Raw genomic sequence first — 14,523 nt, forward strand, 5'->3', positions numbered from 1 at the left:
GGGCGCCATTTCAGCCGTTTCGGTTTCTCTCAACGCTGAAAATCGTGAATTTTCGTCGTTCTGAGGGCTTCGCGAGCCCTCTGGAGCGAAAAAACTGGGCCGCTGGCCGTCGGTGGCGCCTCCCGAGGCGGCTCTCGCATGCACCGTGACCGCGGTCGGGGACACTTGTCTCATGCCTGACTCACCGGAGGAGCTCGACTCTCTCTTCCACAGCCTCGACGCCCTCGGCCGGTTCCCCGGGACCGAAGGGCCCGAGCTGTCCGCCGTCGACGGGGTGGACCGCCTGCTGCTCGCCGAGGCCTATGCGGACCTGCGCAGCGACCCGGCCACCGACGGCGGCGGCGCCGGCCGCGTCGTCGTGCTCGACGACGCCTTCGGGGCGCTCACCCTGGGTGCGGTGGCCTGCGCCACCGGGGCGAGCGACCCGGCCCGCGTCGTCGTCCACCAGGACTGGGTGACGGCCGAGCGTGCCCTCGACGTCAACGCCGAACGGCTCGGCCTCACCGACGCCTTCACCCGCCACGACGCGCTGCGCGGCCTGGACAGCGAGCTGCTGGGACGGGCCAAGGTGGTGCTGCTGCGGCTGCCCAAGAGCCTGGACACCCTTACCGAGCAGGTCGAGGCGATCGCCCGGCACGCCCCGGCCGACGTCACCGTCTACGCGGGCGGGCGGGTCAAGCACATGACCCGTGGGATGAACGACGTGATCGCCCGCTCCTTCGGCGACGTCCGCGCGAGCCTGGGCCGGTTCAAGTCCCGGGCACTGATCGCCCGCTCTCCGCTGCCGTCCGCGCGCACCCAGGAGCCGACCTTCCCGCGCCGAGCCCACCTGGGTGAGATCGGGCTGGACGTGGTCTCCCACGGCGGCGTGTTCGCCGGCACCCGCCTGGACATCGGCACGCGGTACCTGCTCACCTTCCTCGACGAGATGGCACCCGACGCCGCCCAGGCGATCGACGTCGGCTGCGGGTCGGGGATCCTCGCGGTCAGCCTGGCTCAGGCCCGCCCCGGCCTGCAGGTCCTGGCCAGCGACCAGTCGGCTGCGGCGATCACCTCGACGGCGGCCACCGCGCAGGCCAACGGCGTGGCGGCGGCGGTCACCACGCTGCGCGACGACGCGCTGTCTACCCTCCCCGCCGACTGCGCCGACCTCGTGGTCTGCAACCCGCCCTTCCACTCCGGGACGGCCCTGCACACCGACGCCGCGCACCGGATGTTCGCCGCCGCCGCGCGGGTGCTGCGCCCCGGCGGGGAGCTGTGGACGGTCTACAACTCCCACCTGCTCTACAAGCGCGACCTGAGCCGAGTCGTCGGGCCGACGACGATGGCCGGGCAGAACCCGAAGTTCACCGTGACGCGGACGGTCCGCCGGGACTGAGCCGGCGCAGGTCCGCGTCGCGGCTTCGTGCGTGCCCTGTGCGCGTCAGGCGACCGGCGTGCCGTAGCGCCGTCGGAACTTCTCGACGCGACCAGCGGTGTCGACCACCCGGGCGCTGCCGGTGTAGAAGGGGTGGCTCGCGCTGGAGACCTCGACGTCGACGACCGGGTAGGTGGCGCCGTCCTCCCAGGTGATGGTCGCGGTGGGCGTGGCCGTCGATCGGGTGAGGAAGGCGTAGCCCGCTGAGGCGTCCCGGAAGACGACGGGGTGGTACTCGGGGTGGATTCCCTGCTTCATGGTGTCCTCCTGGACTGTCGTGGACGTCGGGATGTCGTGGATGTCGTGGCCGTCAGCGCTCCTCGCGGAAGTCGACGTGGGCCCGGACGACCGGGTCGTACTTGGTCAGCACCAGCCTGTCGGGGCTGCTGCGGCGGTTCTTCGTGGTGACGTAGGTGAATCCCGTCCCCGCGGTCGAGCGGAGCTTGATGACGGGACGCAGGTCGACGTGCTTTGCCATGGTGGCCTCCTTGGTCGAGGTGACTACTATACGTATTGATAATCATTATCGTCAAGGGGTGTCGTCCATGCACCGTCTTCTGAGCGCCCACCCGATCTGACGCGAACTCCCAGTGAGACGACGACGGCGTGGCCCGCGCCTCCCATCGGGAGGAGCGCGGACCACGCCGTCAGGGTGTCTGCAGGTCAGACCTGAGCAGGCTGCCGCTCGGCGGCCTCGTCGACCTCAGCAGCGGGCGCCGGGGTCTCGTCGTCGGCGAAGAGGTCCTCCGCGCTCGCCGAGGCGTACTTCTCCACGTCGAGGATCCCTTCTCGCTTGGCCACGATCACCGGGACCAGCGCCTGACCAGCGACGTTGACCGCGGTGCGGCCCATGTCGAGGATCGGGTCGATGGCCAGCAGCAGGCCCACGCCGGCCAGCGGCAGGCCGAGGGTGGACAGGGTCAGGGTGAGCATGACGATCGCCCCGGTGAGCCCAGCGGTCGCGGCGGAGCCGATGACCGAGACGAAGGCGATGAGCAGGTAGTCCGTCAGGGACAGGTCGATGTTGAAGATCTGGGCGATGAAGATCGCCGAGACGGCCGGGTAGATCGAGGCGCAGCCGTCCATCTTGGTGGTCGCGCCGAGCGGGACGGCGAAGGAGGCGTACTCGCTGGGCACACCGAGGTTGCGCTCGGTGACACGCTGGGTGACCGGCAGCGTCCCGATCGAGGACCGGGAGACGAAGGCCAGCTGGATCGCCGGCCAGGCACCGCGGAAGAAGCTGGTGATCTTCAGACCGTTGGTGCGCAGCAGCACCGGGTAGAGGACGAACAGCACGAGGGCGAGACCGATGTAGATGGCCGCGGCGAAGGTGCCCAGCGGGGCCAGCAGGTCCCAGCCGTAGGCGGCGATGGCGTAGCCGATGAGGCCGAGGGTACCCAGCGGTGCCAGGCGGATGATCCACCACAGGACCTTCTGGATGATCTCCAGCGCGGACCGGTTGAAGGCGAGGAAGGGGTCCGCCTTGGACCCGACCTTGAGCGCCGCGATCCCCACGACGAGGGCCATGACCACGATCTGCAGCACGTTGAAGGAGATCGTGGTGGACGCGGTGATCGCACCGGCGTCACCGGTCTCCGTCGAGGTCCGGGCCGCCGCACCGAGGAAGTTCGCCGGCAGGATCGAGTCGAGGAAGTCGAGCCAGCTGCCCGTGCGACCCGCCTCGTAGCCGTCCGAGGTGTCGAGGGTGGTGTTCTCCCCCGGGCGCAGGACCAGGCCCAGCCCGATGCCGATGACCACCGAGACGAGCGCGGTGATGGCGAACCACTGCAGGGTCTTCCAGGCCAGCCGGGCACCGTTGGCCACGTTGCGCAGGTTGGCGATCGAGGCGACGATCGCGGTGAAGACGAGCGGCGGGACGATCGTGCGCAGCAGCAGGACGAAGGACGACCCGATGGTGTCCAGCGTCGTGGTCAGCCAGTTGTCACCGCCGGACGGGCTGCCGTCGTCGACGGGACCGATGGTCAGCGCCGCCCAGCCGAGCAGCACACCCAGGACGAGCGCCCCGATGATCTGCACGCTGAAGGACGGCATGCGCAGGCGACGGGTCTTGGCCGGCGCAGGAGTGGGCCGCGCGGAGGCGGCGGTGCCTGTCGCGAGCGAGTCAGGTGGAGTGGGCACAGTGAGGCCTTTCACAAGGATGCGGCAGCCGACCAGACCTGCGATGCAGGTGGCAGAACAGACGGGTGCACGCGGGCGTGCCGTGCGGCGGAGAGCCGCACGATCAGGGAGAGGCCCAGACGAGGGACGTCATGGGCGGAGAGGCGCCGCGCGGGGCGTGCCAGCGTCTGCTCAGACCCGGGTGTCGCGTGGGTCAGGAGTCAGGCGGGGCGGTGCCTGCGCGCAGGTGCGCCTGTGCGGGACAGGTCCTGCTCGAGGCAGGTCTGCGGGGGGCGGGGCGTCACGCGGTGACGCCGGCCTGGGTCAGCAACAGGTACGACAACAACCGGTGAGCTCCGTCATCGAGCTCGCGTGACCAAGGTCAGCGGCGCGGTGAACGGTGTTGCTCCACCCGTATGTCACAGTCTGTTCTCCTGAGATGTCGCGCGGCGAGTCCGCGTCGGTCCACTGTAGTACGAGCATTAACATGCTGGGGAACAGACGTATTCCCCGGACGTACCCAGCTGTGCTCCTGACCGACAGGTGATCCATGCCCGACCCCGCGTCTTCGCTCGGCCCCGGCCGAGCAGGACCCGCGATCCCAGGAGCTCCCGCGCCCTACCTGATCCGCCCCGAGGTCCACCGGATGCTCGACGCCGGCCACCGGATGACAGTCCTGCGCGCACCCACCGGATTTGGCAAGACGGCAGCCGTGACGACCTGGCTCCACGGCTGCGACGCCGGACCCTGCGGGCCGGCTCCCGGCGGCCGCGCCGTCGCCTGGCACGCCCTGAGCGCCCCGCCGACCTCCTCGGCGACCTTCTGGGGCGAGCTGGCCGCGGACCTCTCCCCCACGATCGGCGACGCGGCCGATGCCGCAGACATCGCCGACCACGCCGCCTACGCGCAGGTCCGGGGCCTCGTCGCCCACCTCACCGCACCCCTGCTGCTCATCGTCGACGGGTTGGAGGCCGAGGTCAGCACCCCGACCAGCGACCCGTCCCCGGTCGGCGACATCACCACCGAGCTCGTCGACCTCCTCCAGCTCAGCCCGCACCTCGACGTGCTGCTCGTCTGCCGGCCCTACGGCCCGCTCGCGATGGACGCGATCTTCGGTCCCGGTGCCCAGATCCTCGACTCGGCGGCCTTCACCCTCTCCGCAGCCGACACCCTGGACCTGGCCGAGGCGTCCGGGATCGCGCTCACCCTCGCCCAGGCCCACCACCTGCAGACCAAGCTGTGGGGGTGGCCCGCGCTGACCTGCGCCGTGCTGACCACCCTCGCCGGCTCCGGGTCCGGCTACGACGAGGCCACCTGGGAGTCCGCCGGTGACTTCCTGTCCTCCCTCGACCCGCAGGGCACCGACCCGGAGGTGGCCCACTTCCTGCGGCAGGTTTGCCTCCTCGACCCGCTCACCGGAGACCTCGCCAACCGCCTGACCGGGTCCGCCTATGCCAGCCGTGCCCTGGCGGACCTCGAGCGCGCCGGGATCACCCGGTCTCACCTGCACGACGGCGAGCGGCGCTACACGCTGCTCCCCGCCGTCGTCCGCGCGATCCGGACGCGCCCGGCCGCCGCCGCCGAGCACGCCCCGGCCCACCGCCACGCCGCGAAGATGTTCCGCTCGATGCCCGAGCACGCCGTGCGCCACGCCGTCCTCGCCCAGGACTGGGACCTCGTCATCTCCATCGCGGAGGCGGCGGTCGTCCCGCTCATCCTGGACCACCCGCGCGCGCTGTTCCGGGCGCTCGCCCAGGTCCCGGCCGCGCGGCTCAGCGACAGCCCCGGGCTGTTCGAGCTGCACGCCGTGCTCGCCCGCTTCGACAACGACATGCTCGCTCCACCGACCCGCCTCCCCCCGCCCGGCGCCCGGCTGGGCCCGGCGGACCTGCACCGCGCCCTCACCGTGGCGACAGCGCAGGTCATCGCCCTGCGGGCCTGCCATCAGGACATGGCCGCGTGCGAGCTGGTCGACCGGTGCGCCGAGGGGCTGCTGCGCCCGGACGCCGCACCACCGGGGACGGCCGCACCGCTCTTCCTGCTGCACGCCGGGATCGCGCGGTGCCTGGTCGGTGCGGTGTCCGCGGCGATCACGGACTTCGAGCGGTGCTTCGAGCTCAGCCGGGCGGCGGGGCTGGACTCCGTGACCCGGGCGGCGGCGGAGTACAGCGCGCTCGCCCGGTCGTTGAAGGGCGACATCGCGGGAGCCCGTGCGGCGCTCAAGCGCTCTCGGGACTACTCCCACGCCCTCGTGGCGCTGCAGTTCGTCGACACCCGGCTCGACCAGCTCGTCGGCGCCCTCCTCGCGCTGGACCAGCTCGACCTGCAGACCGCGCGGCTGCTGCTGCCGCCCACGGACGAGACGCACCGGCGCGGCGTGCCGCCGGCGTGGTTCGTCGAGGCGTACGTGCGGGCGCACATCGGGCTGCTCACCGGGGACCTCTTCTCGGCCACCACGGGGCTGGGCCGGGTGCTGCGGGACCGGCGGACCAGCCTGCGGCTCGGCACGCTGTCCTCCCAGTTGCTCACCGCCACCGCGGCGACCATCAACGTGTGGGGAGGCAACACCACCCGGGCCAAGAACATCCTCGACAGCATCCCCCGCAACCCGCTGATCAACGCGGTGCACGCCGACGTCGTCCTCCAGATGGGTGACGTGCAGGGCGCCCTGGCGATCACCGACGCCTCGCTGGCCGCAGACACCGTGCCGGACCGCCTGCGCATCGAGACGCTCATCACCCGGAGCGTGGCACGCGCCCGCCAGGGCGACCACGTCGGTTCCGAGACGGACCTGTGCCTGGCGATCGAGCTGGCCGACCCCCTGCTGCTGCGTCCCTTCCTGGTCGTGCCGCGCGGCCTGCTCGCCGACTTCGCCGAGCGGCTGCCGCCGGTGGCGGCGCTGCTGTGGCGGCTGGAGGCGAGCGGCATCACCCTGACGCCGGTCGAGCACCAGGTGCTGGTGGTGCTCACCGGCCCCGAGCAGGACCTGCTGCGCGCCCTGGACGCCGGCGCCTCGATCGACACCATCGCCACCCGCCGGGGCATCACCATCACCCAGGCGCTGACCGTGGTGGGTGACCTCTTCGCCTCCCTCGGCGTGCACGACCGCCTCGGCGCGATCGCCGCCGGCTACATGCTCGGCTACCTCGGCACGCCCAGCACGTGACCTGACGCCAGCCCGGCCGGCTCCTCGCCGAGCGGTCAGGCGAGCAGCGTTGCGCCCATGCGGGTGACCGCCTCGTCGAGGATGCCGCGGCTCGTCGCGAGGTTGACCCGGAGGAACCCCTGACCGCCCTCTCCGAAGGGAAGCCCCGAGGTGAAGGCCACCTTTCCGCGCTCGAGGAACACCCGGGCCGGGTCGTCTCCCAGCGCGCTGCCGTCGGCCGTGCGCACCGCCCGGCAGTCCACCCACGCCAGGTACGTCGCCTGCGCGGGGTGCACCACGGCGTCGGGCACGCGCTCGGCGAGCCGGGCGGTGAAGTGGGCGCGGGTGACGTCGACGCCGGCGACGACCTCGTCGAGCCAGCCGCGGGCATGGGTGAGCGCGGCCGCGTGGGCGATCGCCGCCAGGTGGCTCGCGCCGTGGTCGGCGATCTCGGCGATGGCGGCGACGTCGGGCGCCGCCTCGGGACCGCCGATCGCCAGCGCGGCCTTGAGGCCGGCGAGGTTCCAGGCCTTGGACGCGGAGATGACGCTGATCGCGTTCTCCGCCCCCGGCACCGTGACGATCGGGGTGAACACCGGCCGGCCGAGCTCGCGCGCGGCGGCCGGAGAGGTGATCGGGGCGTGGATCTCGTCCGCGACGATCCGCACCCCGTGGCGCCGGGCCAGCTCGGCGAGAGCGGCGAGCTCGTCCGGGGTGTGCGCCGTGCCCGTCGGGTTGTGCGGGTTGCACAGCAGGAAGACCGTGGCCCCCACGAAGGCCTCGTCGAGGGCGGCGAGGTCGAGGCGGTTGTCAGCGGTGAGCGGCGCGGCGCGCACCACGCGGTCGGTGTCCCGGACGAAGTCGTAGAACGGCGGGTACACCGGGGTGTTCACCACGACCGTGTCCCCCGGCGCGGTGAGGACCTTGAGCACGTCGGTGACGGCGATCATCACGTCCGTGAGCATGCGGGCGCGGCCCGGGTCCAGCTCCCAGCCCCAGCGGTCCGCGGCGAAGCCTGCGAAGGCCTCGGCGTACCCGCGCCCTCCCGGATAGCCGGTGTCACCACGGCGCAGCGCGTCGGTGACCGCGGCGATGACCGGCTCGGACTGGGGCACGTCCATCTCCGCGACCCACAGCGGCAGCACGTCCGGGGCGTAGTAGCGCCACTTCTCGCTCGTGCGGGTGCGCAGCTCGTCGAGGGAGAGCGTGTCGAAGATGGTCGCGGCGGACTCCGGTGCGTTCACTCTTCGACGGTACCGTCTCGCCACCGCTCCACCTCGGCGAGCAGCACCTGACGGCGGTCGTCGGTCAGGAACGAGGACCGCACGGAGTTGGTGGCCAGCCGGGCGAGGTCGTCCGCGGTCAACCCCAGCGAAGCCACGAGCGCACGCAGGTTGTCGTCGACGTACCCGCCGAAGTAGGCGGGATCGTCGGAGCTGATGGTGACGTTGAGGCCTGCGTCGAGCATCTGCGGCAGCGGGTGCTCGGCCAGGGTGTCCACGGCCCGCAGCCGGACGTTGGACAACGGGCAGATGGTCATCGGGACCTGGTCCCGGACCAGGCGGGCGACCAGCGCGTCGTCCTCCATGCACCGGATCCCGTGATCGATGCGGTCGACGTGCAGCAGGTCGAGCGCCTCCCAGGCGTAGCTCGGCGGGCCTTCCTCGCAGGCGTGCGCGACGCACCGCAGGCCCGCGGCCCGAGCGCGGGCGAAGAGCGCCACAAAGCCCGACGGCGGGTTGCCCACCTCCGCGGAGTCGAGGCCGATGCCGATGATCGGCGCGTCCATGCTCAGCAGGTCGTCGAGGACCTGCAGGGCCTCTTCCTGCGGGCGGTCCCGCAGGAAGGCGGCGATGAGCGAGGTGCTCACGCCGTAGTCCGCCTCGGAGGTGCGCAGCACCGAGGCGATGCCGTCGATGCAGGTGGCCAGCGGGATCCCGCGGGCCAGGTGGGCCTGGGGGTCGACCATGATCTCGGCGTGACGGACCCCGGCGGCGGCGGCTCGGGCGAGGTACGCCCGGGTCATGTCCGCGAAGTCCTCCGCGGTCTGGAGCACCGCCATGTTGGCGTAGTACAGGTCGAGGAAGGACTGCAGGTCAGCGAAGGTGTAGCGCTCGAGCAGCTCGGCGGGGCTCGCGTAGGGCAGGTCGATGCCGTTGCGGGCAGCGAGCCGGAAGACGAGGTCAGGCTCGAGGGTGCCCTCGATGTGCAGGTGCAGCTCGGCGGTCGGCGGCAGGAGGACAGGGGTGGTCACAGAGCGGTCCTGGGGGCGCAGACGATGAGGTGCGTGGTATTCATGGGGCCCAAATTTACGCGATCGGGCGCAGAGTGAGTCCATGGACGCGATCACCATCACCGGGCTGACCAAGTCGTTCGGAGGCACGCGTGCCCTCGACGACCTCGACCTCACCGTCGCCACCGGCGAGGTCCACGGCTTCCTCGGCCCCAACGGCTCCGGCAAGTCCACCACCATCCGGGTGCTGCTGGGGCTGCTCAGCGCGGATGCCGGCACTGTGAGGCTGCTCGGCGGGGACCCCTGGCGCGAGGCGACGACGCTGCACCGGCGCCTCGCCTACGTCCCCGGCGACGTCACCCTGTGGCCGTTGTTGTCCGGCGGGGAGGTGATCGACCTCATGGGACGTCTGCGCGGGGGGCTGGACCAGCGGCGTCGGGCTGACCTCATCGAGCGCTTCGAGCTCGACCCGACCAAGCGGGGTCGTAGCTACTCCAAGGGCAACAAGCAGAAGGTGGCGCTCGTGGCGGCCTTCGCCTCCGACGTCGAGCTGCTCATCCTCGACGAGCCCAGCTCGGGCCTGGACCCCCTCATGGAAGCGGTGTTCCAGCAGGTGGTGGCCGAGGAGAAGGACCGCGGGCGCACGGTCCTGCTGTCCAGCCACATCCTGTCCGAGGTCGAGGCGCTGTGCGACCGGGTGTCCATCGTGCGCGCCGGGCACGTGGTCGACTCCGGCTCGCTCACCGAGCTGCGGCACCTGACCCGGACCTCGCTCACCGCAGTGGTGGCCGCCGTCCCGCCCGGCCTCGGCCAGCACGCCGGCGTCCACGACCTCGCGGTGACCCAGCGGACCGGCGGCCCCGCCACGCTCCGCCTCGACGTGGAGGCCTCCTGGCTGGGCGCAGTGCTCACCGTGCTGGCCGGCTCCGGTCTGCAGTCCTTGACCAGCCAGCCGCCCACCCTGGAGGAGCTGTTCCTGCGCCACTACCAGGCGCACCCGTGACCGCCTCCGCCCGCGCCGCCGCCCGTCCTCGCGCCCTTGCCGGGACGGGCACGCTGCTGCGCCTCGCCCTCGGCCGGGACCGGCTGCGGTTCGCCGGCTGGATCGCGGGGGTGGTGCTGCTCGCGGCCTCGAGCTACCTCGCCTACGACACCGTCTTCCCCGACCCCGCCACCACCGCCGAGCTCACCGCCTCCTTCAGCTCCAACACCGCCTTCACCCTGTTGCTCGGTGAGGTCCACGACCTGGGCACGCCGGGGGCCTTCACCACGTGGCGCTCGCTGGGGCTCTCGAGCGTCGCCGTCTCGCTCATGGCGATCTTCACCGTGGTGCGTCACACCCGCGCCGAGGAGGACTCCGGCCGCGCCGAGCTCGTCGCCTCCGCGGTCGTAGGCCGCCACGCGGCGCTGACCGCGGCGACCCTGCTGGCGGCCTCCGCCTGCCTGGCCGCGACCGTGGCCGTCACCCTCTCCCTCCTCGCCGCCAGCCTGCCCGACGGCGCCCCTGACCTGGGCGGGGCCCTCGCCCTGGGCGCGGCGATCGGGGCCACCGGCCTCGTCTTCACCGGCGTCGCGGCGGTGACCGCCCAGCTCGGGTCCTTCTCCCGCACCGCGAACGCGCTGGCCGGGGCGCTGCTCGCGGTGACCTACGTGCTGCGCGGGTGGGGGGCGGCGACCTCCGGCGCGGAGTGGGTGGTGTGGCTCTCACCCTTCGGCTGGGGCGAGCAGGTGCTGCCCTACCTGGAGAACCGGTGGGTGGTCCTTGCGCTGCCGCTGGCCGCGACCGGCGTCGCGCTGGTGGTGGCGCACCTGGTGCTGGCCCGCCGCGACCTGGGCTTCGGTCTCCTCGGTGCGCGGCCGGGGCCGGCGACGGCGGCCCCGCGGCTGGCAAGCGTGTGGGCGCTGTCATGGCGGTTGGGCCGGGTGTCCGTCGCCGGGTGGACGGCCGCCTTCGTGCTGCTCGGGGCCCTGTACGGGTCGGTGACGGCGTCCATCGGGGACATCTTCCGGGACAACCCGGCGCTGGAGCAGATTCTCCAGGAGACCGGGAGCAGCGGCGCCGCCGAGGACCTCACGCTCGTCTTCCTCGGCTCCGTCCCCACGATCCTGGCGCTGGTGGCGACCGTGCACGGGGTGCAGCGCGTGCTGCACGGGCGCACCGAGGAGCTGGAGGGACGCGCCGAGCCGTTGCTGGCGACCTCGACCTCACGCACCGCCTGGCTGGCCAGCCACGGGGTGGCTGGGCTCGTCTCGGCGACCCTGGTCTACGCCGCCGGGATGGTGGCCTTCGCCCTGGTCACGGTGGCGACCACGGACCCGGGCACGGTCACGGTCGCGCGCCTGCTGGTGGCCGGCCTGGTCCAGGTCCCGGCCGTCTGGGTCGTGGTGGGGGTGGCCGTCGTGCTGCTGGGCGCCGCACCGCGGTTCCTGCCGGTGGCCTGGGTGGTGGTCGCGGTGACCTTCGTCCTGACGATCTTCGGCCCCGCCCTCGGCCTGCCCGACGCCGCGCTGGACCTCTCCCCCTTCACCCACGTCCCGGAGTACCTCACCGAGGGCCTGCGAGCGGTGCCGTTGGTGGTCCTGACGGTGGTGGCCGCGGCGCTGCTGGCGACCGGCTTCGTCGGCGTGCGGCGTCGTGACCTGGAACAGCACTGAGGCTGCGGCCCGGCTCCACCGGTGCTGCCGGGAAGATACTGTGGCCCCCGTGATGACGGCAGGATCAACGACAGACCAGCGCACGGACGGGCGGCGACGCGGCTCGACCGGGACGCGGGCACGGAGCAGCGCGCCCCCGCGCGGCCCGCAGATCAACCGCGCCGTCACGCTCAACCAGCTCCTCTTCGGCTCAGCGGTCCTGGCGCTGGTCATCTCCCTGCAGTGGTTCAGCCCGGAGCGTCTCACCTCCCCGGTGGTCTTCGTCGGGGTGGTGCTGGCCTTCGTGGCCTCCGGCGTCTCGCTGCTCGTGCCGTGGAACCGCCTGGACAAGCGGTGGATCGCGCTGCTGCCGATCGCGGACATGCTCGTCATCTTCTTCCTGCGCCTGGGCGTGCCGGAGGTCGGCCTCGGGGTGCTGTGGGCGCTCCCGGTCATCTGGCTCGCGACGTACTTCGGCCTGCCGGGGACCATCTCCTCGATCGTGCTGCTCCTGGCCGGCAGCTGGGGCGTGCTCCTGCTGCGGGCCGAGCCGATCGACCTGCCCTCCATGACGCTGCTCGTCCTGCTGCCGCTGGCCCTGACCTTCGTCGCGGCCTCGACGTACCTCAGCGCCCGGCGTGACAAGGCCCAGCGCGTGCTCATGCGCAAGCAGTCCGCCCTGCTCGCGGACGCGCTGCGCTCAGCGAACCAGCACGAGCGCCTGCTCGTGGAGGTGCTCAACACGGTGACCTTCGGCGTCGCGCGCTTCGACCGGGACGGCCAGATCACCCTCATCAACCGCGCCCACAAGGCGATGCACCTGCGGTCGGGCGGCACCGCCGACCATCCGGTGATGGACGTCGTCTACCAGAGCGACCGGGTGACCCCCTTCCGGGAGGCGGACCGTCCCTTCGCCCGCGCCCAGCGCGGTCAGTCCTTCGACGGGGTGCTCATCTGGACCGGGGAGCCTGACGAGGAGCGTCACGCCTACCTCGTCACGGCCCGGCGCCTCTACGACGGCGACGGCGCCTTCGACGGCACGATCCTCGTCTCCGGCGAGGTCACCTCCGAGCTCAAGGCCATCGCTGCCCGCGACGACCTCATCTCCTCGGTCTCCCACGAGCTGCGGACGCCTCTGACCTCGATCCTGGGGTACCTCGACCTCGTCATCGAGCGGGACGACCTGCCCGACGACGCACGCGCCTGGCTGGGCATCGTCGAGCGCAACAGCACCCGTCTCCTCGACCTGGTCTCGGAGATCCTCACCTCGTCCTCCCACGCGTCCAAGCCGCTGGAGATCTCTCCCGTCCCGATGGACATGGGTGAGGTGGTGCTGCAGTCGGCGGAGTCGCTGCTGCCCCGCGCGGCCGAGCGGTCGATCACGGTGGACACCTCGGCCGTGGAGAACAGCCTCGCCGTCGCCGACCCGTTCCGGATGCGGCAGGTGGTGGACAACATCCTGTCCAACGCCATCAAGTACAACCAGGAGCAGGGCAGCGTCATGGTGACCCTGAGGCGCGACGGTGACCGGCTGCTGCTCGTCGTGGCGGACTCGGGCATCGGCATCTCCGCCGACGAGGTCCCCCAGCTCTTCGACAACTTCTTCCGGTCGCACGCTGTGCGGAACACCGGTGTGCACGGCAGCGGGCTCGGTATGGGCATCGCGCGCGAGATCGTCCGCAAGCACGGTGGAGAGCTGAGCGTGGAGAGCACGCTCGGTGAGGGCACGACGGTGACGATCGACATCCCGACGAAAGCAGGCGTATGACGCTCGACCAGCAGACTCTCTCCATCATCACCGGCCTCGTGGTGCTCACCGCGGGGACGATCTTCGTCCTGGAGACCCTCGTCAACCGGGACAGCACCACGAGCCGATTGTGGTCCCTTGCCTACCTCGCGGGGATCCTCACCGCCGTGTCCTACGCGCTGTGGGCCACGATGCCGGACGCCTGGTGGACCGTCGCCGTCGGCAACGGTGCCTTCGTGATCAGCGCCGGGGCGATCTGGAGCGGCTGCCGGTCCTTCAACAATCGGCGCAGCATGCTGTGGGTGGTGATCCTGGTCGGGGTGCTGGTGTCTGGCACGGTCGTCGTCGAGGGCACTGGCGGCGGAGACTGGGCGGGCGCACCCGCCTGGCTGCTCGGGGTGGGTGTCTTCTCGGCCCTCGGGGCCATCGAGACCTTCAGCCGCTCGATGGGCTCCGACGCCAACGCTCGCGGCCTCTCGATCGTGCTCATCATCGAGAGCGCACTGTTCCTGACACGCTTCGTGGTGCTGGCGGTGTGGGGGTCGGAGCACATCGCCTTCGACACGTACCTGGGGACCGCGACGACGTCGATCGCGACGATCGTCCTCATGATCGTCGCGGCCGTGACCATGTCCGTCATGCGCGCTGACGCGGCTTCGCCCGTGCGGGCGGGCGCCGGCACACGGCTGTTCTCCCGTCGAGGTCTTCTCGGCCACGACTCCTTCGACCAGGTGCTCACCGACCGCCTCGCCCGCTCGGCCGAGCACGAGGACCCGGTGGCCCTCCTGCACGTGCTGATCGACGACGTCGACGAGATCGCCGTCGCCTTCGGCCGCTCCGCCGCCGACCACGTCCTGGGCGAGTTTGTGGCGACCGTCCGGTCCGAGGTCCCCACGACCGCCATCATCGGCGAGGCAGGAGCCGGGCGCATGGAGATCGCGGTCTCTGGCATGCCGCCCGGTGAGGACGTCGCCCTGGCGACCGCGCTGCGCCGGGCGGTGCTCACCATCGACATGGCCGACGTCCCCGGGATCAGGCTCACCACGAGCATCGGCACGGCAGCCACGCACCGCAGCGGGTACAGCACCTCCGCGCTGACCCGGGCGGCGCGTGTCGCCTGCGAGGAGGCGGTGACCCAGGGCGGCAACCGGGTGGTCAGCGCCGCGATCTCGGGTGACGTGACCGGGGCGGGCGCGCTGGCGGCGTCGGGCACGGGCCCGCGCGTCTGA

11 protein-coding genes are annotated in these 14,523 nt (G+C 71.9%); 6 read left to right on the plus strand and 5 right to left on the minus strand.

What is annotated here, in order from left to right; genetic code table 11:
* Positions 1-172 precede the first annotated feature (172 nt).
* Complete coding sequence (locus SS2_RS01375; RefSeq protein WP_066460601.1) at positions 173-1,378, plus strand: class I SAM-dependent methyltransferase; 1,206 nt, start codon at positions 173-175, stop codon at positions 1,376-1,378.
* 45 nt (positions 1,379-1,423) lie between these two features.
* Here SS2_RS01375 and SS2_RS01380 read toward each other — a convergent pair whose 3' ends face one another.
* The 3 genes from SS2_RS01380 to SS2_RS01390 form a co-directional block, all read right to left on the minus strand.
* Positions 1,424-1,675, minus strand: coding sequence for a type B 50S ribosomal protein L31 (locus tag SS2_RS01380; protein ID WP_066460602.1), 252 nt, complete (start codon positions 1,673-1,675; stop codon positions 1,424-1,426).
* Positions 1,676-1,727: 52 nt separating this feature from the next.
* Positions 1,728-1,895 carry a 50S ribosomal protein L33 gene (rpmG, locus tag SS2_RS01385; protein WP_066460603.1) on the minus strand — a complete coding sequence of 56 codons (168 nt, stop codon included), beginning with the start codon at positions 1,893-1,895 and terminating at the stop codon, positions 1,728-1,730.
* Between the two features lie 185 nt (positions 1,896-2,080).
* On the minus strand, positions 2,081-3,469 hold the full coding sequence (locus tag SS2_RS01390; protein WP_066460604.1) for a dicarboxylate/amino acid:cation symporter: 1,389 nt from the start codon (positions 3,467-3,469) through the stop codon (positions 2,081-2,083).
* Positions 3,470-4,085: 616 nt separating this feature from the next.
* Here SS2_RS01390 and SS2_RS01395 point away from each other — a divergent pair.
* The gene (locus SS2_RS01395) at positions 4,086-6,701 is read left to right on the plus strand and encodes a winged helix-turn-helix domain-containing protein (RefSeq protein WP_157607149.1); all 2,616 of its coding nucleotides are present in this window, start codon (positions 4,086-4,088) and stop codon (positions 6,699-6,701) included.
* A gap of 35 nt (positions 6,702-6,736) precedes the next feature.
* Here the strand turns inward: SS2_RS01395 and SS2_RS01400 are convergent, their stop codons facing one another.
* On the minus strand, positions 6,737-7,924 hold the full coding sequence (locus SS2_RS01400) for a MalY/PatB family protein (protein ID WP_066460606.1): 1,188 nt from the start codon (positions 7,922-7,924) through the stop codon (positions 6,737-6,739).
* On the minus strand, positions 7,921-8,934 hold the full coding sequence (locus SS2_RS01405; protein WP_066460607.1) for an adenosine deaminase: 1,014 nt from the start codon (positions 8,932-8,934) through the stop codon (positions 7,921-7,923). The genes SS2_RS01400 and SS2_RS01405 overlap by 4 nt, the downstream gene beginning before the upstream one ends.
* Positions 8,935-9,016: 82 nt before the next feature.
* On the opposite strand from SS2_RS01405, the gene SS2_RS01410 reads away from it, so the two are divergent.
* Genes SS2_RS01410 through SS2_RS01425 form a run of 4 tightly spaced genes read left to right on the plus strand, consistent with a single transcriptional unit; the run spans position 9,017 to position 14,523 of the window.
* Positions 9,017-9,916 carry an ABC transporter ATP-binding protein gene (locus tag SS2_RS01410; protein WP_066460608.1) on the plus strand — a complete coding sequence of 300 codons (900 nt, stop codon included), beginning with the start codon at positions 9,017-9,019 and terminating at the stop codon, positions 9,914-9,916.
* Entirely contained in the window at positions 9,913-11,568 is a 1,656-nt protein-coding gene (locus tag SS2_RS01415) for an ABC transporter permease (RefSeq protein ID WP_066460609.1), read from the plus strand. Before SS2_RS01410 ends, SS2_RS01415 begins: the two co-directional genes overlap by 4 nt.
* A gap of 52 nt (positions 11,569-11,620) precedes the next feature.
* Positions 11,621-13,315: a sensor histidine kinase gene (locus tag SS2_RS01420; protein WP_066460610.1), complete on the plus strand. Its 1,695-nt coding sequence runs from the start codon at positions 11,621-11,623 to the stop codon at positions 13,313-13,315.
* Complete coding sequence (locus SS2_RS01425) at positions 13,312-14,523, plus strand: GGDEF domain-containing protein (RefSeq protein ID WP_066460611.1); 1,212 nt, start codon at positions 13,312-13,314, stop codon at positions 14,521-14,523. Before SS2_RS01420 ends, SS2_RS01425 begins: the two co-directional genes overlap by 4 nt.

This window comes from Sanguibacter suarezii NBRC 16159 (genome assembly GCF_001552735.1).
GTDB lineage: Bacteria > Actinomycetota > Actinomycetes > Actinomycetales > Cellulomonadaceae > Sanguibacter > Sanguibacter suarezii.